Source organism: Hymenobacter psoromatis (genome assembly GCF_020012125.1).
GTDB classification, from domain to species: domain Bacteria; phylum Bacteroidota; class Bacteroidia; order Cytophagales; family Hymenobacteraceae; genus Hymenobacter; species Hymenobacter psoromatis.
The window spans coordinates 4,710,551-4,732,803 of sequence record NZ_JAIFAG010000001.1; the positions used below are offsets into that span (position 1 = coordinate 4,710,551).

The window sequence follows — 22,253 nt, forward strand, 5'->3', positions numbered from 1 at the left end:
CTGGAATCGTTTGTCATTGCCGCGCTACGCTCGCAATGACAAATGATTTAAATAAGTCCTACTAATGGGATGACTGTTAACTATTAACTGAAATACGAGGTGCTGAGGGCGGCCGTGATGGCAAGCAGCTCGGCGCGCACCTGGTCCAGGAAGGGGGGTAGGCCGCCGGCCTGCTGGGCTTGCAAGGTGCTGTAAGCCACCGTGGTGCGGGCCTTGCCGATAAGGAAGCGCAGCTGCTCGTAGTTTTCGGGGCGGCTCCTATCTTTCAGGCGCTCGCAATAGGTGAGCAGCTGGCCCAGGCTGTAGAGCAGCGAATGCGGGAAGTTGAGGCTGTAAAGTACCATTTCCAGCACGTTATTGGCCTCAAAATCACCCTGGTAGGTCTTCACGTACAGCTCGTAGCCCAGCAAACTATAGAGTAGGTAGCGCAGCTCGTGGCCGTTGGTGCCCGCCCCGGCCTCAAACAAGTGCTGGTTGAGGCGTAGCAGGTCCACTGTTTGCAGGGCGCGCTCCAGAAACTTGCCCAGCCGCAGGAAGAGGTAGCCTTCGTCGCGGGGCATGGTATTTTCTACCGTGCCTATATATAATACGCTCTGCCGCAAGAGATTATCCATGCCCGACACGGGGTCTTCGCCCAGCGTATGGTGGGCCAGCGCATCGTGCCGGATGAGGTGGTAGTAGTCATTCAGGCTCTGCCACACTTCCTTGGTAATGTGGTCCTGCACGGCGCGGGCGTTTTCGCGGCCCTGCACAATGTTGCGGTACACCGAGGCGGCATTATCCCGGTCGAACAGCAAGTGGTAGAGCACCTGCGGCGTATGGGGCGCACGCTTGGCAATCTCCTTCTCGCTAAGGTCGCCGTAGGTGTGTAGCAGCGGTTGCCAGCCCCAGTAGTACGGCTCATCTTGCGAAGCAATATACTGAATCCGAATAACTTGCAGCATGGTCTGGGTCCGCTCCATGTAGCGGGCCAGCCAGTAAATAGTATCAGCAACGCGGCTCAACATATAGTAAGGAGCATTTGTCCAAGAAGTAGCGCGAAGTTTCCACTTCGTGCGTGAGCGTTAGCGAGCAAGTGGAACCGGACGAGGCGAACGATGATGCTCGCTGCGTTCGCGCACGAAGTAGAAACTTCGCGCTACTAACTACTTAACACCCAAGTGTCTTTACTTCCCCCGCCCTGCGACGAGTTCACAATCAGTGAGCCTTCGCGCAGGGCTACCCGCGTGAGGCCGCCGGGCACGATGTCGATGCCATCGGGGCCGCACAGGGCGAAGGGCCGCAGGTCGATGCGGCGGGGCTGGAGCTTGCCGTCGAGGTAGCAGGGGGTAGAGGACAGGCTGATGATGGGCTGGGCAATGAAGCTGCGCGGGTCGGCGGTGATGGCGGTGCGGAAATCGGCCATTTCCTGCTCCGTGGCAGCGTTGCCGATGAGCATCCCGTAGCCGCCCGATTCGTTGGTGCGCTTAATCACCATCTTCTCCATCTGGCTGAACACCAACTCGCGGTGCTCGACATTATCGAGCTGATAGGTGGGCACATTCTTCAGAATCGGCTCCTCATTGAGGTAGTAACGAATCATGTCGGGCACGTAGCAGTACACGGCTTTGTCGTCGGCCACGCCGTTGCCCATCGCGTTGGCGATGGCCACGTTGCCCTTGCGGTAGGCCCAGTAGAGGCCCGGCACGCCCAGCGAGCTATCGGGCCGGAAGGCCAGCGGGTCCAGAAACTCATCGTCCACGCGCCGGTAGATAACGTCTACCCGTTGCAGGCCGCGGGTCGTCTTCATGTATACAAAGTGGTTGTGCACCAGCAGGTCGCGGCCCTCTACCAACTCAATACCCATGAGGCGGGCCAGCGTGCTGTGCTCAAAATACGCCGAGTTGTAGATGCCCGGCGAGAGCAGCACCACCGTGGGGTCGGTGCGCTGGCGGTCGGCCAGGGCCAGCAGGTTACGATACAGCAAACCGGGGTAGTCCTTCACCGGCAGCACGTTGCTTTTGGGCAGCAGGTCGGGGAAAATACGATAGGTAATGCTGCGGTTTTCCAGCATATATGACACGCCGGAAGGCGTGCGCAGGTTGTCTTCAAGCACGTAAAACTCGCCGTCGTGGTCCCGAATCAAGTCCACGCCCGCAATGTGCGTGTACACGTCGTGGGGCACGTCCACGTGCATCATCTCGCGCAAAAACTGCGGGCACGAGTACACCAGCGCCGTCGGCACCACGCCATCCTTGAGGATAAACTGCTGGTGGTAAATGTCTTTGAGAAAGATATTGAGCGCCTTCAGCCGCTGCTTGATGCCCGCCTCCACGCGCAGCCACTCGGCATTGGAGATGATGCGCGGAATAATATCAAACGGAAAAATCTTCTCAATACCCTCGCCGCTGCTGTACACGGTGAAGGTAATGCCTTGGCTCATAAAGAGTTTCTTGGCCAACTCGTCCTTACGGGTCATCTCGGCCCCCGTCAGGTTTTCGATGGCCGCCACGAAGTGCTGGTATTCGGCCCGCACGCCCCCGGCCCGAAACATCTCGTCCCACACCTGCGGCTGGTTTTGATAAGAAGCAAGGAGCGGATTAGGCATACAGAAGAAGGGCTGGTTGAAAGGAGGGGGATATTCCTAGAAAGTAGCTATTGTTCCTTGTCAGGCCCTAAATAAACAACTAAAAAATTCAAATTATCACAATTTTCTTAAAAGATACCCCCTAAAAATTACCCGTGTTGCTAGTATAGTTTAATAATCACCGAACTCAACCCAGCGGCCGGCTGGGCCGTTGAGCAAGCTCGCGCCAACTCCTTTTCCCGTGAAGCTTTTTACCTGCACGCACTGCGGCCAAGTACTGTACTTTGAGAACAGCCGCTGCGAAAAATGCCAGTTTCCGCTGGGTTTTGAGGCCACCCGGCGGCAGCTGCTGCCCCTGGTAGCTGAGCCTGATGGCCATAGCTTTCGCTTGGCTGGCGAGCCCGCGGCCGGCACGTATGCCTACTGCGCAAACCATGAGCATGGCGTTTGTAACTGGCTGGTGCCCAGTGGTAGTCCTACCCCCTTCTGCGCGGCCTGCGCCCTCAACCGCACCATCCCCGACCTGAGCCACCTTGGCTACTTGGGCCGTTGGCGCAGCCTGGAAGCCGCCAAGCACCGCCTGGTATATAGCCTGCTGTGCCTGCACCTGCCCGTGGTGAGCAAAAGCGTGTACCCCAAGGAGGGCCTGCAATTTGACTTTAAGGCCGACGAAGGCACCGGCGACAGCCAGCGCGTGCTCACGGGTCACGATAATGGCCTCATTACCATCAACATCGCCGAAGCCGACGACCTGGCCCGCGAGCAGGCCCGGCAGGCCATGAACGAGGTGTACCGCACGGTGCTGGGCCACTTCCGCCACGAGGTGGGCCACTATTACTGGGACCGCCTCATTGCCGAGGCCCCGCCGCTGGCCGAGTTTCGCCAACTATTTGGGGATGAGCGCACTGATTACGGCGCGGCGCTGCAACGGCACTACGCCCAGGGCGCGCCGCCCGACTGGCCGCAGCGCTATATCAGCGCCTACGCCAGCAGCCACCCCTGGGAAGACTGGGCCGAAACCTGGGCGCACTACCTGCACATTCTCGACACGCTACAAACCGCCCACGCCTTCGGCCTGCGCCTCGACCCGCTCGATGCCAGCGCGCCCCCCAGCTGGCGCGCCGCCATGCAAAACCCGTATCAACTAGCTGATTTCAGGCAGATTATGGACATGTGGCTGCCCCTCACTTTCGCCATGAACAGCCTGAACCGCAGCATGGGCCAGCCTGATTCCTACCCATTCCTCATCAGCCCAGTCGTGGCCGATAAGCTGGCCTTCATCCACCGCGTGGCGGGGGGTAGGGCGGGCTTGGCATCGAGCCAGTAGCTCGAAGTGGAAACTTCGAGCTACTGCCCCAGTAGCTCGGACAAAAGCCCTTCTTTAAGAGCAAAAGCTGAGGTCGTGATTTGCGTTAAGTGGTAGGTAGTCAGTACGTATTTAATAATAACGCTGGCCACCACCAGCATATCGGCGCGCATGGGAAACATGCCGGGCAGGGCCACGCGCCCGGCGTGGTTGAGGGTGAGGAGCTGCGCGAAATGGTGCTCAAAATCGGCCACAGTCAGTTCGGTGTGGGGCGGCAGGTCGGCCTCGCGGCGAATCTGGTTTACACTCAAGTCGGCCAGCGTGTCAAAGCTGCCGGAGCTGCCCACTAAGCCGGCCAGCGGTCCGAACTCAGCCACAGCGGCCGTGAGCGGGGCCAGCTGCTCGGCCAGAAACTCCAGCTCGGCCCGCAGCTGCGCGGGCAGAAATACGCCGCTGGGGTTCGGGAAAAACTGGTCTAGCAGCCGCTGCGCACCGATTTCAAAGCTGTGCTTCCAGAAAATGGTGTCTGCATTGGCAATAATAAACTCGACCGAGCCGCCGCCGATGTCCATCAGCAAGTGCTTGGCAGCCCCCAACGGCACGGCCTGGCGAATACCTTTGGCAATCAGCTCGGCCTCACGCTCGCCGCCGATTACTTCCACCTGAATGCCGGTCAGCTTCAGAATGTCGCGCACCAGGTCGGGGCCGTTGCGGGCCACGCGCATGGCGCTGGTGGCCGTGGCGCGCACCTCCGTGGCCTGGTGCAGCTCAATCTCTTCCTTAAAGCCGCGCAGCGTTTGCAGGGCGCGGTCGTAGGGCGCGGGCGCAATCTCGCCCTGGCTGATGCCGCCTTCGCCCAGGCGCACGCCCACCTTGGTGCGCAGCAGCACGTGCGGCTGCTGGCCGGGCCGGTCTTCCACTATTAGGAGGTGGAAGGTATTGGTACCCATATCGATAAGGGCCAGGCGACGGCGCAGGGTAGGGATGTGCATAAAGGATGGTAGTCTTAATAATGATTTGTCCTTGCGAGCAACGTGAAGCAATTGCACCCGAACGAAATCGTGCGGGTCTCGTTCGGGTGCGATTGCCTCGCGTTGCGCGCAAGGACGGACGTTATTCAAACGGCGAATCGGCAGAACGTGCCCAGTGGCAGCTTGCGCCCGCCGGCGTCGTGCAAGTATATCTCACCCAACTCGCGCACAGCCTTGGGGCCGGGGAAAATGGCCTGGGTCAGATTATCCAGAATCAGCGCCGAAAAGCCCAGCGAGTACAGGTTGACGACGAAGAAATGGTCCACTGGGTCCAGCAATTGCTGGCTGAGCTTGAGCATCTCGTTCAACTCATCTTCGAGCTGCCATTTTTCGCCGTTGGGGCCGCGGCCGTAGGCGGGCGGGTCCAGAATGAGGCCCTGGTACTGGCTGCCGCGCTTCACCTCGCGGCGCACGTATTTCATGGCATCTTCCACCAGCCAGCGCACGCCGTCGAGGCCGCTGGCCTCCATATTGTCGCGGGCCCAGAAATTGACCTGCTTCACCGAATCCAGGTGCGTGACATCGGCCCCAGCGGCGCGGGCGGCCAGCGTGGCCGCGCCAGTGTAGGCAAACAGGTTGAGCACCCGCGGCAGGGTAGCGCGCCGCGCTTTGGTCTGGTTATAAATGAATTGCCAGTTCGGGTCCTGCTCCGGGAACAGCCCTACGTGCTTGAACGACGACAGCCCCAGCCGGAACCGCAGGCGCAGCCCATCGGGCCGCTCGTAGCCGATAACCCACTGCTCGGGCATCCCTTTTTGCAGGCTCCAATGCCCTTTTTCGGTGCTGCCGGGGGTGCGGGCGAAGGTGGCATCGGCCTTATGCCAGTCGGCGGGGGGTAGGGCGGGGTCCCAGATGGCCTGCGGCTCGGGGCGCGCCAGCACGTACTTCCCGAAGCGCTCCAGCTTCTGGAAATGGCCGCTGTCGAGCAGCTCGTAGTCGGGCCAGGGGGAGGTAGTCAGGAAATCGTACACGCGCTAAAAACGATAAAGACCCGGCGGCCGGGCCGGCAAAGGTCGGGGACGGTCGTGTAAAATTTAGATTAATTCGATTTGCTTAAACCACCCAGGCTGGCTTGCGTAAGCTAGGATAGGCACGGCCCGCTCACCAGGCCGCTCCCTCCCACGTTTCCAATCAACCCCCTCTTCTATGGCTACCTCCCTCGAAAAACCCAAGCTGCTACATACCCCGTCGGACCTTGACGAAACCGGCCGCGCCAAGCTAAGCGACAGCCTTAACCTGATAGTTTCGGACCTGTTCGCGCTGTACGTGAAGACCAAAAATTACCATTGGCACATGAGCGGCCGCCACTTCCGGGACTACCACCTGATGCTGGACAAGCAGGCCGACCAGATTTTTGCCATCATCGACCCTACCGCCGAGCGCGTGCGGAAGCTGGGCTACCCCACGGTGCATTCCATTGGGGAGATTGGCCGCAAGCAGCGCATCAAGGATAACGATGACGTGTACGAGAATCCGCTGGATATGCTCATCGACCTGCAAAACGACAACCGCACCTTAGTAAAAGGGCTGCGCGAGGCGCACGAAATCGCTGATGATATTAAGGATGTAGCCACCGCCAGCCTGCTCGAAGTGTACATCGACGAGGGCGAGCGTCGGGCTTGGTTCCTGTTTGAGGCCAGCCGCGACGTCAACTAAGCTGCCTAGACAAAAAGTAAAGAGGAGGGCTGGCCGGTGATAACACCGGCCAGCCCTCCTCTTTGTGTGCTGGTAGCTAGTAAATTACGGCTGGCCCCCGCCGCCGGCCGAGCCGTATACCTGCCCAGTAGCGTAGCTGGCATCGCTGGCGGCCAGCTGCACATAGATGGAAGCCAGCTCGGCAGGCTGCCCCGGCCGGCCCATGGGCGTTTTGCCACCAAAATCCTTGAGGTTTTCCTGGGTTGAGCCGCCCGCTACCTGCAAGGGCGTCCAGATGGGGCCCGGTGCCACGCCGTTCACCCGAATGCCTTTGGGAGCGAGCTGCTTGGCCAGCGACTTCACGTAGTTCATAGTCGCGGCCTTGGTCTGGGCATAATCATACAGATTTGCCGAAGGGTCGTAGGCCTGCTCGGAAGTCGTGCCGATAATGGCCGAGCCGGGCGGCATGTGCGGCAGGGCAGCCTTGATAATCCAGAAGGGCGCGTAGATGTTGGTCTTCATCGTGGCGTCAAAATCCTCGGTCGAGAGGTCCAGAATCGAGGCGTGCTGCTGCTGCCGGCCCGCATTGCTGACCACGATATCGAGCCCGCCGAGCTGGCGCACGGCTTCGGCCACTAGTTTTTGGCAAAAAGCCTCCTCGCGCAAGTCGCCCGGAATGGCCACGCCCTTGCGGCCCGCCGCTTTGATGAGCGCAATCACTTCTTTGGCATCCGCCTCCTCGGCCGGGAGGTAGTTGATGGCCACGTCGGCGCCTTCGCGGGCATAGGCGATGGCGGCGGCACGGCCCATGCCCGAGTCGCCCCCGGTAATGAGCGCCTTGCGCCCGGCCAGGCGGCCCGAGCCCTTGTAGCTGGTTTCGCCGTGGTCGGGGCGGGGCGTCATTTGGCTGGCTAGCCCCGGAAAGGGCTGCGACTGTCCCTGAAACGGCGGCCGGGGGTATTTGGTGGTGGGGTCAACGAGCGGCGCGGCCGGCGGGTTCACCGGAGCATCGCTTTGAGCGGCTAGCACCGGCGACACGGCCGCGGCGGCTAGGCTGGCCCCTAAGCCACCCAGTATCTGGCGGCGGCTGAAATTATTTTCCTTGTCCATTGAAAATGTAGGGTTGAAAAGCTGCGGGAATACTAGCGCTTCGGGAAGCTGCCTACCCCCACTGGCACCAGCGAGCCAAGCGGCAGCTACCCGAAGCGGCCTTTCATACGACATTCAAAACCCGCAGTTGCTACTGCGGAGCTTGGCTGGGTCGACGCTTACTCCCCGTACTATCGGCTGCTAGCGAAGCTGCTCCTGCCAAAAAAAGGGGCACCTTCCGAAGAAGATGCCCCTTTTAAGGTGATATGTTGCTCGAAGTTGCTAGTCGGCAAGCAGGGCTATAAGCGCCTAGCTCAGCGCATCCTCAGCCGACTTCCCTACCCCAGGTAGGCGTGCCAGTTCTGGTCGAGGGTGCCGGCCGAGAGCTTGAGGAAGCCCGCGAGGGTAGGCTTTTTGGGCTGGCTGCGCAACGGCATGTTGGCTTCGGCGGGCGTGCGCTGGCCCTTGGCGTGGTTGCAGCGCGAGCAGGCCGTGACGAGGTTGGTCCAGCCCGAGTCGCCGCCGCGCGAGCGGGGCAATACGTGGTCAAGGGTCAGCACTTTGGTCGAGCCGCAGTACTGGCACTCGTACTGGTCGCGCTTGAAAATATTGTGGCGGCTGAGCGCGATGCCCTTGTAGGGCACGCGCACGTAGCGCGCCAGCCGGATGATGCTCGGCTTGGGATAGGCCTGTGAGACGGTGCGGAGGGTGCCATGCTCCGACTTAGCCACCATCTCGGCTTTATCCAAAAACAATAGAACGAACGCCTTCTGCACGCTGCATAAGGTAATGGCGGTGTAATCGCCATTGAGTACAAGCACTTTCTGGTCCATATACGGTAGGCGAAAACTAGCAGACTGCAAGCTACTAGCTAATCGGCATAACAACAAAAGCCGCCAGCCGAATGATTCACTCGGGGGCAGGGCAATGTAGCGCGCAGTAGCACGGACTTTTAGTCCGCGCCCGCACCGTTCGTCCATCGTTCAAACGCGGACTAAAAGTCCGCCCTACCCCCGCCCTACTGAATGGTGTGGAACAGGCGGTTCCAGCGCACCTTGTGCCAGAAGTCGCCGAAGGGGTCGAGCGAGAGCCAGATGAGTACGGCCTTGCCCACTACGTGGTCTTCGGGCACGAAGCCCCAGAAGCGCGAGTCCTCGGAGTTGTGGCGGTTGTCGCCCATCATCCAGTAGTAGTTCTGCTTGATGGTGTAGCTGGTGAGCGGCTTGCCATCCTGCAAAATCATGCCGCTGGGGCTCCAGGTGATATTTTTGTTGTGCTCGTACTGGCTCACGATTTTGTAGTAAATCGCGGCGTTGCCGGGCGAGAGCGCTATCGTCTGGCCCTTTTTGGGGATGGGCAGCGGGCCATAGTTGTCGAGCTGCCACTTGCGCTGCACCGCGCTCGCAGCTCCCGACACGTGAAAATCGGCCACGTCGGGGAAGAGCTGCACGGCCGGTGCGGTCACGGTCAGCGCCTTCACGTAGGGCTGCTTTCTAAAGTAATCGGCCACGGCCGCCGGGCAGCTGATGTAGTAGCCTAGCTTACCCGTTTCGGGGTCGGTACTGGCCCCCGGAATGCCGTCGGGCTGGTCGTAGTCCACTACTCCTTGGTCGTGCAGGGCCTGGCGCACCTCGTCGTTGGGCGTGTCCACGGCCATGAAGTACGTGGTTTGGGGCGAGCCGCCAATGGTGCCGGGCTTGCCATCCAGAAAAATCTGGCCGTTGCGGATTTCCAGCGTGTCGCCCGCAATGGCGATGCAGCGCTTAATGTAGTTGGTGCGCAGGTCGGCTGGGTACTGCTGCTCGTGCGGCACGTGAAACACCACCACGTCGTTGCGCTTAATGGAACTGAAGCCCGGAAAGCGATACGTCGGCAGTTGAATGGCATCGGAGTAGCTCTTCACGTTGAGAATCGGCACTGTTTGGTGCGTGAGGGGCACCTGCAAGGGCGTTTGGGGCGTGAGGGGCCCGTAGTGCAGCTTGCTCACGAAGAGGTAGTCGCCCACTAGCAGCGAGTGCTCCATGCTCGGCGACGGGATGACGTATGCCTCAAACGTGGCCCAGCGGATGAGCGTGGCCGCGATAACGGCAAACAGCAGCGAGTCAACCCACTCGCGGCTTTTACTCTTCGGCGGTTTAGGCGGGGCAGTGGGGTCGGCTTTGCGAAGCAGCATGAAACGGGGGGTAGGCACTCGGCGCGCCAGTTATTATTCAACAAAGTAACAACGTAGCCCGCCGCTTTATAAACCCAGTAGCTCTTTCATGCCGAATACACCGTGGCGGCCGGGCAGCCACTCGGCCGCCAGCAGCGCGCCCAGGGCAAAGCCCTCGCGCGAGTGGGCCTCGTGGCGCAGCTCGATGGTATCGGCGCTGGAGGTGTAGCGCACCTCGTGGGTGCCCACCACCTCGCCCTGCCGCTCGCTGAGGATGGTCAGCTCGCCCGGGCTTTGGGCGGGGGCGTTGCGCCAGGAGGTTTTGGCCGGAAAATTGGCCAGAATGCCCTGGGCTGCCGTGAGGGCCGTGCCGCTGGGCTGGTCCACCTTGTGCACGTGATGAATCTCGCGCACCTGCACATCGTAGCCAGCCGCAAACTGGTGCATTTTGGCCGCGATGTACTCATTAAAGTGAAAGAACAGGTTCACACCCACGCTGTAGTTGGAGGCGTAGAAGAGTGCGCCGTTGGTTTCCGCCACCAGCGCTTCGGCTTCCTCCAGGTGGTGCAGCCAGCCCGTAGAGCCGCAGACCAGGGGTAGGCCCTGGCGCAGGCAGGCCGCCACGTTGCCAAACGCCGCCTCGGGGTGCGTAAACTCGATGGCCACATCTACCTGCGCCGGGGTAAAATCCGCGATGCGCGAGCCGGATGCCGCGTGGTCCACGATGCCCACGATGGCGTGGCCCCGGCCGACAGCCAGCCCGGCAATCGTCTGGCCCATCTTGCCGTAGCCAATTAGAAGAATGTTCATTTTTGAATCATTGGTTGAAATCAGGTGCGATTGCTTCGCAGGCTCGCACTGACAAACGATTTCAGCCAGCAAGCTACTTCGTGCGCAACGTCAGGCCCAGGCCGGGAGCTGGCACCAGCTGCCCCGGCACCGGCAGCAGTACCGGCTGCCAGTTCAGCGACAGGTTATCGCTCACGTCGAAGTCGTGCAGGTGCGCGTCTACCACCGCATCCAGAATTTGCAGCCCAAAGCCCAGCCCACTTATCAGGATGGACAAGTCGAGGTTGCGGCGGTAGAAGATGAGGCCGTTGAGGGTAACATTAGGATTAGCGGCGACGGCGGCAGCTAGTGCGGTACGCACGCCATCTTTGTCGCTTATTTCGTAGTCTTTAGCGTCATTTATCTGTTGGGCTACCGTTTTGGTAGAGGTAGGCCGCAGGTTGTTGGCAAATTTGTAGTAGCCGTAATATCTCACCTGATAACTCACCCAATAGCCCAGGCCGCCCACCATGCCGTACACGAGGGGCAGCTTCCAGTATTTGTGGTTGTAAATCTGGCCCGTGCCGGGCACCAAAGCGAGAATGCCGGCCTTTTCGGGCCGCGTGAGGTGCAGGCCAAACAGCCGCTCGGTGCGCTTGGCCGAGTCGGCGGCGGCCTGGCTACGCTTTTCCTTCTTGCTCAGCTTGCGCACCGTGGAGGTATCGGGCCGCACGATGGGCGGCGCGTTCAGGCCGGTGCCCGCGCCCAGCGGGTTGGGGGTAGTAGAGGTTGGGTACTGCGCCCACGCCGGGGCCGCGCCCGCCAGCAGCAGCACTAAGCCCAGGAGCCAGCCCCAGCCGCGCCGGGGGGGTAGGAGAAGCAAGATGTTTTTCATAAGCAAGCCGCTAACGCCAGCTGGCGCGCCAAATTGCGGCCCCTACGCAGGGTGCAGAATGTGCAGGATGCGTTGCATATCCTCCACCGAATCGAAGGAAATCTTGATTTCGCCCCGGCCCTGCGCGCCCGGCCGCAGCTGCACCTTCGAGCCAAAGTGGTCGGTGAGCTGGCGCTCGGTGCGGCGCAGCTCGGCCACCGGCACCACCGGCGTGGGCTGGGGCCGGCTCGCCGCGGCGCTACCCCCCGCCGGCCGGCCAAAGCCAGCGCGCACGACTTCCTCCACCCGCCGTACCGACAAGTCCTCGGCCACGATGCGCCGGAACAAGTCCACCTGCTGCTGCGGGTCCTCGATGTTGATGAGGGCGCGGGCGTGGCCCATGCCAATCACTGAGTCGCGCAGCCCAATCTGGATGCTGGGCGGCAGCTTCAGCAGGCGTAGGTAGTTGGTCACGGTTGAGCGGTTTTTGCCCACCCGCTCGCCCAGGTCTTCCTGGCGCAGCTGGCACTCGCTGAGCAGCCGCTGGTAGCTGAGCGCGATTTCAATCGCGTTCAGGTTTTCGCGCTGAATGTTCTCAATCAGCGCCATTTCCAGCATCTGCTGGTCATCGGCCTTGCGGATGTAGGCCGGAATGGTATCGAGCCCGGCCAGCTTACTAGCTTGCAGGCGGCGCTCGCCCGAGATGAGCTGGTAGGAGTTGGTGCCCAGCTGGCGCACCGTCACGGGCTGGATAATTCCCTGAATCTTAATGCTGTCGGCCAGCTCAGCCAGTGCCTCCTGGTCGAAGTGCGAGCGCGGCTGGAAAGGGTTGGCCTCAATCTGGTCTACCGATAGCTGGCCCACCGAGTTGAGCGGGTTGGCCACGAGCCGCTGCTCGCGGTCGCCCTTTTTATCGTAGCTGCCCTCAATCAGCGCGTTGAGGCCCCGGCCCAGGCCCCCGATTTTGCGCTTGGCCACGCCGGCCACGCCGGGGTTGGCGCTCAGGGCCGCCTGAATTTTCTCTTCGTTCTTCTCTACAGACATAATTCCGTCGGCGCGGCCCAAAAGGCAAGCAGCGGCCGAAGGTCAAAATTACGCCCTGGCGGGCGAAGGGCAAGCCGGGCCGTAATTCAATACGACCAGTGCCCGCGGTCCGACGAATGGCGCAGACAGGCGTGAATCATTTCGGGGGTTAGCTCGGGAAAGTCGCGCAGCAAAGCCGCTTCCGTCAGGCCGCTGCCGAGCCATTCAAGTATATCGGCCACGCCGATGCGCGTGCCGGTCAGGTAGGGCCGCCCCCCGCGCACGGTCGGGTCAGAACTGATGAGGGGATTGCGGGGATGGGTAGGCATTAGCAGGGTAAGAGTGTTGGAAAAAGGGGGTGCAAGTTGCTGGTATTATGGCTATCGCAAGCTCAACACTTCCGTTACTTCGCACACACCGGCTGGCAGCCCATCCATAAAGAAGCCCCGTACACCAGGCCGGATGTGCTGGCGGTGAAAGTCACGTCTTTCCGGCATTAGAATAAACATATTAGCCTGCCCGACTGGCGAAAAAGGGCCATTGGGGATAACGTAGCCGTCAGGGTCCAGAAACTCTGGATAAATCATAAAACGCCATCCTGGCACAATGGTCTTGTCTTCGTAGCAAAAATCCCAACGGATGCCTTGATAAGCCGGAGTTTTCCGGCCCCCCTCCTCAACGGTAAATAATCGGTAGGTGACGCGAAAGTCCGGTTCGCGGCCAAACGTTTTTGTGTAATCTGTTGGCTGGTCAGCTGCGTAGGCCTGGGCGGCCTCAATTGCTTGCTGCGTCAGTTCTGGAAAATCTTGTAGAATCCCGGCCACATCCATCCCTTTACCCAGCCAGCCTAACACGTCGCGCACACTGATGCGAGTGCCCGCAATACACGGCCGGCCAAACCGGATTTCGGGGTCGATGCCAATGAGCGGATGGGCGGGTGAGGAAAGCACACACTTTTAGCTAGTAGCTTAGATAAGAACACGTAAGCGCGGAATGCAAAGCCCAGGCTACACTTACGCCAGCTCGTCCTCAGCCGCTTCCTCCGGCCGGGCCTCCACGCTGTTTTTCTCCACGATTTCGCGGGCCAGGTTGAGGTAACTGATGGCCCCTTTGCTCTCGGCATCATGCAGAATGACCGGAATGCCGAAGCTCGGCGACTCGCTCAGCTTCACATTGCGCGGGATGATGGTGTCGAACACGAGCTGCTGGAAGTGCAGCTGCACTTCCTCCACTACCTGGTTGCTGAGGCGCAGGCGCACGTCGTACATCGTGAGCAGAATGCCTTCGATTTCGAGGTTGGTGTTGAGCCGGCTCTGAATTATCTTAATGGTATTCAGGAGCTTACCTAAGCCTTCGAGCGCGAAATACTCGCACTGCACCGGGATGATGACCGAGTGCGCCGCCGTGAGGGCGTTCACCGTGATGAGGCCCAGCGAGGGCGAGCAGTCAATGATGATGAAGTCGTACTGGTCGGCCAGGGGGCGCAGGGCCTCCTTCATCTTCTCCTCGCGGTTGGGCAGGTTTATCATCTCCACTTCGGCCCCCACCAGGTCAATGTGCGAGGGCATGAGGTCGAGGTGGGGTAGAATATTAGTTTGCAGGATGATATCCTGCGGCGCGATGCCGTCCACCATGCACTCATACACGCTGTTTTCGATGTCCTTGGGGTCGAAGCCCACGCCCGAAGTGGCGTTAGCCTGCGGGTCGGCATCCACGAGCAGGGTGCGGTAGTCCAGAGCCGCCAGCGAGGCGGCCAGGTTAATGGCTGAGGTGGTTTTGCCGACGCCGCCCTTCTGGTTGGCTACCGCGATAATCTTACCCATAACAAAAGCTATACGAGGAAACGCACGAATTGAACGACTAAGCTAACCGCGTTCAATCTACAAAATAAGGCTATAAAAAACGGATACCCCAAGCGCCACGTCCCGGCCGCACCCGGATGCGTCGCGCCAAGCCAGCCGTGCGGCGGTGCCCGGCGCGGCCCGCCCGCGCCCCTACCTTTGCAACCGACACTCCAAGCTGATGTTTCTACCCGCGCTGCGCCTCCGACTTGGCCGCTGGCTGGCACTGCTGGCCGGCCCGGCGCTGCTGGCCGCCTGCCAGGGCAACGGCCTTTCGGCGGCCGACGAGCGCCGGGTGTTTCGCTACAACCAGCCCGAAGCCCTCACCTCGCTCGACCCCGCCTTTGCCCGCAACCAGGCCAATAGTTGGGCCACCGCGCAGCTGTATAACGGCCTGCTGGCGCTGGATTCGACCCTGCAGCTCGCGCCCGCGCTGGCCCGCCGCTACCACATTTCGCCCGACGGGCTGACGTATACCTTCACGCTGCGGCGCGGGGTGCGCTTCCACGACGATGCGGCGTTTCAGGGGGGTAGGGGGCGGCTGGTAACGGCTGCCGACTTCGTTTATAGCTTTCGCCGCTTATTTGATGCCAAAACGGCCTCGCCGGGCGGCTGGATTTTTCGGGGTAAGGTGCTGGAAGACAAGCAGGGAAATATCAGCGACACCTGCTTCGTGGCGGCGAACGACTCTACGCTGCGCATTCACTTGAAAGCGCCGTTTATTCCGTTTCTGAGCTTGCTCACCATGCCCTACGCCTACGTGGTGCCGCACGAGGCAGTGGAAAAGTACGGTAAGGATTTCCGGGCGCATCCGGTGGGCACCGGGCCGTTCCGGTTTCACGCCTGGGACGAGGGCAACGTGCTGCTTTACCAACGCAACGCAACCTACTGGCGACGCGACGCGCAGGGCCGCGCCCTACCCTACCTCGACGCGGTAGCCATCAGCTTCATCGCCGACCGCAAAACCGAGTTTCTAACCTTTTTGCAGGGAAAATTGGACTTTCTGAGCGGTATCCGCGAGGGCTCCCGCGACCTGATTCTGAACCCTGATGGTACAGTGCGGGCCGACTTCCGGGGCCGCTTCAACCTTCAAAAAGCGCCCTACCTCAACACGGAGTACCTGGGCTTTCAGCTCGATAGCGCCCACCTCACCGGCGAGCAGGCGGCGCAAGGCCGCGCCCTGCGCGACCCGCGCGTGCGCCAGGCCCTGGGCTACGCCCTCAACCGGCCCGAACTGCTGGCCTACGTGCTCAACCACGTGGGGCGGCCGGGCACGGCGGGCTTTGTGCCGGCCGCACTACCCTCCTTTTCGGCGGCTAAGGTGCCCGGCTACACCTTTCAGCCCGACCGGGCGCGGGCGCTGCTGGCGGCGGCCGGCTACGGCCCGCGCCACCCGCTGCAGCTGCGCCTCAGCACCGTGGCCGAGCGCAAGGCGGTGGGCGAATACCTGCAGAAAAACTGGGCCAACGTGGGCGTACAGGTGCAGATTGACATCAACCAGTCGGCAGCCCAGCAGGAGCTGGTGGACAACGGCCGCGTCGCCTTCTTCACCAAGAGCTGGCTCGGCGACTACCCCGATGCCGAAAACTACCTGGCCCTGTTCTATTCGCCCAACTTCAGCCCCGCCGGTCCCGACAAAACGCACTATAAAGCAGCCGAATACGACCAGCTCTACCAGCAGGCCATCCGGGAGCATGACGCGGCCCGGCGCACGGCCCTCTACCAGGCAATGGACCGCCTGGTGGTGCGCGACGCGCCCGTGCTGTCGCTCTACTACGACGAGGTGATTCGTCTCACTCAGCGCAACGTGCGCGGCCTCGCGCCCAACCCCATGAACCAGCTGGAGCTAGAGCGGGTGCGGAAGGAGTAGTCCTCATTCTTTCAGCGCCATGCCCGCCAGCGGGTCCAGCTGCCCTTTCAAGTAGTTGATGTAGCCCTGCAAATTGGCCGGAATATTCTCTTCGGCAAACACGCTTTTGGCCGGCTGCCCGGCCGGGTGCACTTTGATGAGGGTAGCCGGCAGGTCGGAGGTATTGCCCGCGTAGCGCTCGTCGAGCTGGCTGAAGCCGATGCGCTGAGCCTCGGCCAGCAGGGCGGCTACTTTGGTGGGAGGTAGGCTGAGCGTGCGCTTGCCCACCACCGGCACGAAGCGCTGGCCCTCATACTCCACCCGGCCATCGGCGAAAATGGTGGCCGTGTAGGCCGGGCAGGTGCCGTAGCAGGGCGTGCGCTGAAACACCAGCACCGGCTCGGGCTGAGCCGCTCGCGGGGGGGTAGGGGCAGTAGCGGCCCGGCTGGCGCGGGGCATTTTTTTCTGCGCGCAGGCGGGCAGGGTTAGCAGCAGGAGCCAGAGAAGGAAGCGCATAAAAAAAGTATTGGGGAAGCGTTAGCTGGCCGTAAGGTAGTTGCTTGCTACTTACGGCCAGCTAGCGCTTCCCCAATACTTTTCCCGGTAAGCTAACGCCTACCACATATTTCCCTACCCCTTCTTTTTGGCCTGGGCGTCGCGCTCCTGGGCGGTGCGCATGGCCTCGGCGATGCGGGCCTGGAAGCCGCCGGGCTTCTTGTCCTTGTTCTTAATCTTGTTGGCATCGAGCTGCGCCCGAATCTTAGTATCGTTCACAAAGGAGCGGGTCAGGGCCTGCTGGCCCAGGGTTACCACGTTGGAAACCAAGTAGTACCAGGTAAGGCCCGCGGCGAAGCTGTTAAGAACGAAGAAGAAAATCAGCGGCATGAGGTAGCTGTAAAACTTCATCGGCCCCTGCATGGCCGAGGCGTTCATCTGATTGCTCTGGTAGGTCATGAAGAGCGTCGAAATCGTCATCAGCACCGTGAACAGGCTGATGTGGCTGCCCAGGTAGGGCAGGGTGAAGGGCAGCAGAATCGGGTTGTCGTAGGTACTCAGGTCCTTCGCCCACAGGAAAGGCTCCTGCCGCAGCTCAATGGCGTTGGGGAAAAACTGGAACATGGCGAACAAAATCGGCAGCGTAAGCAACGTGGGCACGCAGCCGCTGAGCGGCGACACCCCAAACTGATTATACAGCTTCATCGTCTCCTGCTGGTTCTTCACCTGGTCGTCGGGGTGCTTGGCCTTTATCGCATCTATTTCGGGCTTGAGCACCTTCATGCGGGCCTGGCTCTCGTAGGTTTTATAGGTCAAGGGCCAGGTTACCAGCTTAATAAGCACTACCAGCAGCAGGATAATAATGCCGTAGTTACTGATGTACTGCTGCAAAAAGCTGAACACCGGGATAATCACGAAGCGGTTCACCCACCGAAACACGCCCCAGCCCAGGTACACGTTGCGGTCGAAGCCGGGGGCCACGCTCTTGAGCAAGCTGAACTGGTTCGGGCCGTAGAAGAAGCGATACTGCCCGCCAGCCGCGCTCGTCACGTCGGCCGCTGGTAGGGCCAGCGTCGTGCTCAGCGTCTTGATAAAGGTCGAGTCGGCCAGGTTCACCGTCGCGTTAAACTGCCCGCTGGCGAAGGGCTGCGAGTCGGCCACGAAGCCGGCCACGAAAAAGTCGTGCTTGTCGGCGGCCCACAGCAGGGGCGCGGCCACGGTCACTTCTTCGGGCTTTTCGCTGGCTTCGGCCAGGGCGTTGTGGTCGCCGGTGGCCTGGTAGTGGTTGATGGTGGTGTGGTTGCGGTTCTGCTTGAGGTCCTGCTCAGTCTGGCGCACGTGGTCCACGAAGCTGAATTTCAGCGGCTCCTGCACCGGCACGCCGGCCAGCTTCAGGTTGTATTTCACCTCGAAGCCAGTTTTGGGCAGCGTGTAGGTTTGCGTCACGGTGCCGCCGCCCACGGCCGCGCGGAACGTCAGCTGCTGCCCGCCGTCGGGGGTAGTAGTCGGCGCATCGGCCTGAAAATTCAGCCCCGCGAAGTCCACTTTTTGCCCGCCCGTAGTAGTGAGCGTAGTATTGTAGCGGGCGCTCTGGGCATCAAACAAATTCAGCGGCTTGCCAAAAAACGTCTTGTAACCGTTCAGCCGCACGGCGGTTACGCGCCCGCCCTGCGTCGAAAAGAGGAGCGTTAGCTCGGGATTTTTCAACTCGATGCCGCGCACCGGCCCGGCCGCTGAGTCCAGCTTGACATCGGGCGCGAGGGCGGGGGTAGGGGCGGTGGCCGACGCGGGCGTGGCGGCGGTAGTGGGGGCTTGCGCCTTGTTTTTCTCCGGCTCCGCTTTAGGCGAGAAGAAAAACAAGTAAATCAGGAGCAAGGCCGAAATGAGAAAGAGGCCAGTCGCTTGGTTGCGGTCCATTTAATCCTAAAAAAAATACGAAACGCAAAGGTACGGCGGGGCGGGGGCCGATGCTGAGAAACGTTTGTCCTGGTGAGCACCGCGCGGCAATCGCCTCAGAACGAGTCGTGCGGGTGTCATTCTGGGACGATTGCCGCGCCGCGCTCGCCAGGACAAACGATTTTACAGTCCTTTCTTACGCTGAATGGCGGCCTTCACGAAGCGCACAAACAGCGGGTGCGGGTTTTCCACGGTGCTCTTTAGCTCGGGGTGGAACTGCCCGCCCACGAACCACGGATGCACCGTTTTGGGCAGCTCAATCACTTCCACCAAGCCCGTGGCCGGGTTGATGCCCGAAGCCGACATGCCCGCTTCTTCGAAACGCGCTAAGTACTCATTATTAAACTCATAGCGGTGGCGGTGGCGCTCGCTGATGGTGTTGCGGCCGTAGGCTTTGGCGGCCCTGGAGCCACGCTTCAGCTCGCAGGCGTAGGCCCCGAGGCGCATGGTGCCGCCCTTTTGGGTGATGTCCTTCTGGTCGGCCATGAGGGCGATTACCGGGTCGGGCGTGAGCGGGTTCATCTCCGTCGAACTGGCATCAGGCAGGCCCAGCACGTGCCGGGCGTATTCCACCACGGCTACCTGCATCCCGAGGCAAATACCGAAAAACGGGATGCCGTTTTCGCGCACGTAGCGCACGGCCGCCACCTTTCCCTCAAAGCCCCGCTCGCCAAAGCCGGGGGCCACCAGCACGCCGTCGCAGCCTTCGAGCTGCTGCACGGCGTTTTCGGGGGTCAGAAATTCGCTCTGAATAGTGCGCACCTTCACTTTGCATTCGTTAGCCGCTCCGGCGTGAATAAATGCCTCAATGATAGACTTGTACGCGTCGGGCAGCTCCACATACTTGCCCACCAGCGCGATGGTTACTTCCTCGGTCGGGTTCTTGAGGCGGCCCAGAAACTCTTTCCACTCCTCCAGGTCAGGCGGGTGCCCGCCGTTGAGGCGCAGCTTGGCAATCACGCGGGCGTCCAGCTCCTCCTTCAGCATGAGCAGCGGCACCGAGTAGATGCTGTCGGCATCGAGACTTTCGATAACGGAGTTGATTTTGACGTTGCAGAAGAGCGCGATTTTGCTGCGCATCTCGGCCGGAATCGGGTGCTCGGAGCGGCACACCAGAATGTCGGGCTGCAGGCCCGCCTCGCGCAAGTCCCTGACCGAGTGCTGGGTAGGCTTGGTTTTCAGCTCGCCGGCCGCCGCCAGGTAGGGTAGCAGGGTGAGGTGAATCACGAGCGAATCGTGGGGCGGCAGCTCCCAGCGCAGCTGGCGCACGGCCTCCACAAAGGGCAGGCTCTCAATGTCGCCGATGCAGCCGCCAATCTCGGTTATTACCACGTCGAACTCGCCTTTTTGGCCCAGCAGCAGCATCCGGCGCTTAATCTCGTCGGTGATATGCGGAATTACCTGCACCGTTTTGCCTAGAAACGCGCCCTCGCGCTCGCGCCGAATCACGGTGTCGTAGATGCGGCCGGTGGTCACGTTGTTAGCTTGCGAGGTCGGCGCGTTCAGGAAGCGCTCGTAGTGGCCCAGGTCGAGGTCGGTTTCGGCCCCGTCGTCGGTCACGTAGCATTCGCCGTGCTCATAAGGATTGAGCGTGCCGGGGTCAATGTTAATATATGGGTCGAATTTTTGAATTGTGACGCGGAACCCCCTGGCCTGCAAAAGCTTGGCCAGGGAGGCGGAAATTATTCCTTTACCGAGAGAAGAGGTGACGCCGCCGGTGACGAAGATATACTTCGCGGCCGACGCGCTGGGGGTAGAATTGCGTTCGGGCATGACGGGGGTCAAAGTTACGGGGAATCAGGGGGCGAGCGGGGTATTTTTACCGCCGTGATAAAAGTAGCCGAGTTGATGAGGTCATTTCCAGGGCCTAATTCCGCTTCCGCCCGAAGGGTAAGGGGTAGGGTGAGCGGCCTGCGCCACCTCGCCTTCTTATGGCTGACGCTGCTACCGCTACTCGCCCCCGCCCAGGCTACCCTCCGCAAAGACCTCAAGCGCGACTTCGGGGCCGTGGGCGACGGCCGAGCCAACGACCACGCCGCCTTCCAGCGAGCCGCCGATTTTTTCAACAAGCGCGCCCTCATGCCCGCCGGGGCCAGGCCGGCCATGCTCTTCATTCCGGCCGGTACCTACCGGGTAGGCCGCCAGGACGCGGCCGGCAACGGGGCCGACGTGCTACCCCTCACCGGCTGCCGCAACCTGCGCATCGTGGGCCAGGACAGCACCCATACCATTATCCGCTACGTCGACAGCCTGCGCTACGGGGCCTTCGACCCCGCCACGCGCCTACCCTACGAGTCGCCCAAAGCCTTCTTCACGGACTGGGCCTGGGGGGCCAGGGTAGGGAATTGTATTAATCTGCAAAAGTGTGATAACGTAGAAATTAGCGGCTTGAATTTGGACGGTAACGCCGCGCACCTGCTGGTGGGTGGGCACTGGGGCGACACCGGTATCCAGCTCAGCGCCGACGGTATTTTCGTGGGCGACTCGCGGCGCATTACGTTGCGGCGGCTGGCTGTGCACCACTTCGGCCGCGATGGTGTGCAGGTACTCAATCACTTGGCCAAAAGCCTCGACGACCCCAACCGGGAAAATATTCTCCTCGAAAGCTCGACCTTCCACTACAACGGCCGCCAGGGCCTGTCCCTGACCGGGGTCAATGGCCTGCGGGCCACCAATTGCAGTTTCAGCCATACTGGGCGGGTCCTGATTGCGGCGCTGGGTAAGGCGCTGTTTTCCAACCCCGGCGCGGGCGTGGACGTGGAGCCGGAAGGCGGCTTTGCTAGCCACGTTCGCTTCGAGAACTGCCGCCTGGTAGACAATGCCGGCCAGGGCCTGGTATCGGACCGCTACGGCGACGGGCCGCCCACTACTCAGGATATCGTGTTCAGCAACTGCCTGTTGTGGGGCACTACGAATTGGTCGGCCTGGGTGCGGCAAACCGATTTTCGTTTTGAAAACTGCCGACTCTATGGCGCATTCACCACCGGTTGCGCACTGGCCGCCTACGCCACCCGCTTCGTGGGCTGCACCTTCGAGGACCGGCCCTACCGCGGCCAGCCCGCCTACGGCATTTTCCTGGTAGACTCCGACCACGAAGCGCGCCGGATGAGCTTCACCAACTGCCGCTTCGTGGCCCACCATACCGGCCTGCTGCGCGCCGTACCGGCCGCACCCGACTCGGCCAGCGCCTTTCGGGTGCGGGGCTGCGCCTTCGTGCTCGCCTACGCCGACGAGCCGCCGCTGGGCGCAGCCAGCGTACTAGCGGGCGTAGTTTTCAGCGGCGATAATTCGCTGACGAGCAGCCAACCGCCCGGCGCAGAGCCGCGCGCCGACGCGACGCTTAGCGCCGAAGCGGAGCTAACCAATACGCTGACGCTTAGCGGAAAAACGAGAGTAGGGGCCACGCTGCGCATCGGCCCCGGCACCAGCCTGCGCGTGCCAGCCGGCGCAGCCCTGGAGTTGTTACCAGGTGCCAAAGTCATCCTAACAGGGCCACTGCTGGTGGAAGCCGGCGCGTATTTCTACCAAAGCCCGCTGGCCAAAATCTCGGCTACCGGCCGGGGCCAGCTGCTGCTACGGCTGGGGGCCATCCGGGGCCAGTGGCCGAAGCCGGACCCAGGCGGTAGGCCGGCGTTGGCCCCCGGCCCGTAGCCGTTGGCCGGGCCACG

At 61.4% G+C, this 22,253-nt stretch carries 20 protein-coding genes; 4 read left to right on the forward strand and 16 right to left on the reverse strand.

Going from position 1 to position 22,253, the window contains the following annotated elements:
* Window positions 1–83: 83 nt before the first annotated feature.
* Window positions 84–1,007 (reverse strand): alpha-E domain-containing protein, encoded by a 924-nt coding sequence (locus LC531_RS20425; RefSeq protein ID WP_223653576.1) that lies wholly within the window; start codon window positions 1,005–1,007, stop codon window positions 84–86.
* 134 nt (window positions 1,008–1,141) lie between these two features.
* Window positions 1,142–2,587, reverse strand: a complete 1,446-nt coding sequence (locus LC531_RS20430; RefSeq protein ID WP_223653578.1) for a circularly permuted type 2 ATP-grasp protein — start codon at window positions 2,585–2,587, stop codon at window positions 1,142–1,144.
* A 220-nt stretch (window positions 2,588–2,807) separates the two neighbouring features.
* Between LC531_RS20430 and LC531_RS20435 the strand changes: the two genes are divergently transcribed.
* Window positions 2,808–3,893 (forward strand): zinc-binding metallopeptidase family protein, encoded by a 1,086-nt coding sequence (locus LC531_RS20435; protein ID WP_223653580.1) that lies wholly within the window; start codon window positions 2,808–2,810, stop codon window positions 3,891–3,893.
* A 20-nt stretch (window positions 3,894–3,913) separates the two neighbouring features.
* Here the strand turns inward: LC531_RS20435 and LC531_RS20440 are convergent, their stop codons facing one another.
* Window positions 3,914–4,864: a Ppx/GppA phosphatase family protein gene (locus LC531_RS20440; RefSeq protein ID WP_223653582.1), complete on the reverse strand. Its 951-nt coding sequence runs from the start codon at window positions 4,862–4,864 to the stop codon at window positions 3,914–3,916.
* 125 nt (window positions 4,865–4,989) lie between these two features.
* Window positions 4,990–5,874: a class I SAM-dependent methyltransferase gene (locus LC531_RS20445; protein WP_223653585.1), complete on the reverse strand. Its 885-nt coding sequence runs from the start codon at window positions 5,872–5,874 to the stop codon at window positions 4,990–4,992.
* A 175-nt stretch (window positions 5,875–6,049) separates the two neighbouring features.
* On the opposite strand from LC531_RS20445, the gene LC531_RS20450 reads away from it, so the two are divergent.
* Complete coding sequence (locus LC531_RS20450; protein ID WP_223653587.1) at window positions 6,050–6,559, forward strand: Dps family protein; 510 nt, start codon at window positions 6,050–6,052, stop codon at window positions 6,557–6,559.
* An 84-nt stretch (window positions 6,560–6,643) separates the two neighbouring features.
* Here LC531_RS20450 and LC531_RS20455 read toward each other — a convergent pair whose 3' ends face one another.
* The 9 genes from LC531_RS20455 to LC531_RS20495 all read right to left on the reverse strand — a co-directional run bounded on the left by LC531_RS20455 (window position 6,644) and on the right by LC531_RS20495 (window position 14,267).
* Window positions 6,644–7,648, reverse strand: coding sequence for an SDR family oxidoreductase (locus LC531_RS20455; protein ID WP_223653589.1), 1,005 nt, complete (start codon window positions 7,646–7,648; stop codon window positions 6,644–6,646).
* Window positions 7,649–7,965: 317 nt separating this feature from the next.
* Window positions 7,966–8,460, reverse strand: coding sequence for an HNH endonuclease (locus LC531_RS20460; protein ID WP_223653591.1), 495 nt, complete (start codon window positions 8,458–8,460; stop codon window positions 7,966–7,968).
* Between the two features lie 185 nt (window positions 8,461–8,645).
* On the reverse strand, window positions 8,646–9,800 hold the full coding sequence (gene lepB, locus LC531_RS20465; protein ID WP_223653593.1) for a signal peptidase I: 1,155 nt from the start codon (window positions 9,798–9,800) through the stop codon (window positions 8,646–8,648).
* 66 nt (window positions 9,801–9,866) lie between these two features.
* Window positions 9,867–10,589, reverse strand: coding sequence for a 4-hydroxy-tetrahydrodipicolinate reductase (dapB, locus tag LC531_RS20470; RefSeq protein WP_223653595.1), 723 nt, complete (start codon window positions 10,587–10,589; stop codon window positions 9,867–9,869).
* A gap of 73 nt (window positions 10,590–10,662) precedes the next feature.
* Entirely contained in the window at window positions 10,663–11,442 is a 780-nt protein-coding gene (locus LC531_RS20475) for a DUF5683 domain-containing protein (RefSeq protein WP_223653597.1), read from the reverse strand.
* 42 nt (window positions 11,443–11,484) lie between these two features.
* Window positions 11,485–12,465, reverse strand: coding sequence for a ParB/RepB/Spo0J family partition protein (locus LC531_RS20480; protein ID WP_223653599.1), 981 nt, complete (start codon window positions 12,463–12,465; stop codon window positions 11,485–11,487).
* Window positions 12,466–12,551: 86 nt separating this feature from the next.
* The gene (locus tag LC531_RS20485; protein WP_223653601.1) at window positions 12,552–12,773 is read right to left on the reverse strand and encodes a DUF433 domain-containing protein; all 222 of its coding nucleotides are present in this window, start codon (window positions 12,771–12,773) and stop codon (window positions 12,552–12,554) included.
* Between the two features lie 51 nt (window positions 12,774–12,824).
* On the reverse strand, window positions 12,825–13,394 hold the full coding sequence (locus LC531_RS22950) for a DUF433 domain-containing protein (RefSeq protein WP_332874860.1): 570 nt from the start codon (window positions 13,392–13,394) through the stop codon (window positions 12,825–12,827).
* A gap of 63 nt (window positions 13,395–13,457) precedes the next feature.
* Window positions 13,458–14,267 (reverse strand): ParA family protein, encoded by an 810-nt coding sequence (locus tag LC531_RS20495; RefSeq protein WP_223653603.1) that lies wholly within the window; start codon window positions 14,265–14,267, stop codon window positions 13,458–13,460.
* A gap of 199 nt (window positions 14,268–14,466) precedes the next feature.
* Here LC531_RS20495 and LC531_RS20500 point away from each other — a divergent pair, with 199 nt between their 5' ends.
* Window positions 14,467–16,155, forward strand: a complete 1,689-nt coding sequence (locus LC531_RS20500; RefSeq protein WP_223653605.1) for an ABC transporter substrate-binding protein — start codon at window positions 14,467–14,469, stop codon at window positions 16,153–16,155.
* Window positions 16,156–16,158: 3 nt separating this feature from the next.
* Here the strand turns inward: LC531_RS20500 and LC531_RS20505 are convergent, their stop codons facing one another.
* The 3 genes from LC531_RS20505 to LC531_RS20515 form a co-directional block, all read right to left on the reverse strand.
* The gene (locus LC531_RS20505; RefSeq protein ID WP_223653607.1) at window positions 16,159–16,650 is read right to left on the reverse strand and encodes a DUF6438 domain-containing protein; all 492 of its coding nucleotides are present in this window, start codon (window positions 16,648–16,650) and stop codon (window positions 16,159–16,161) included.
* A 114-nt stretch (window positions 16,651–16,764) separates the two neighbouring features.
* Entirely contained in the window at window positions 16,765–18,546 is a 1,782-nt protein-coding gene (gene yidC, locus LC531_RS20510; protein WP_223653609.1) for a membrane protein insertase YidC, read from the reverse strand.
* 162 nt (window positions 18,547–18,708) lie between these two features.
* Complete coding sequence (locus LC531_RS20515; RefSeq protein WP_223653611.1) at window positions 18,709–20,358, reverse strand: CTP synthase; 1,650 nt, start codon at window positions 20,356–20,358, stop codon at window positions 18,709–18,711.
* Window positions 20,359–20,412: 54 nt separating this feature from the next.
* On the opposite strand from LC531_RS20515, the gene LC531_RS20520 reads away from it, so the two are divergent.
* On the forward strand, window positions 20,413–22,236 hold the full coding sequence (locus LC531_RS20520) for a right-handed parallel beta-helix repeat-containing protein (RefSeq protein ID WP_223653612.1): 1,824 nt from the start codon (window positions 20,413–20,415) through the stop codon (window positions 22,234–22,236).
* The last annotated feature ends 17 nt before the right edge of the window (window positions 22,237–22,253 follow it).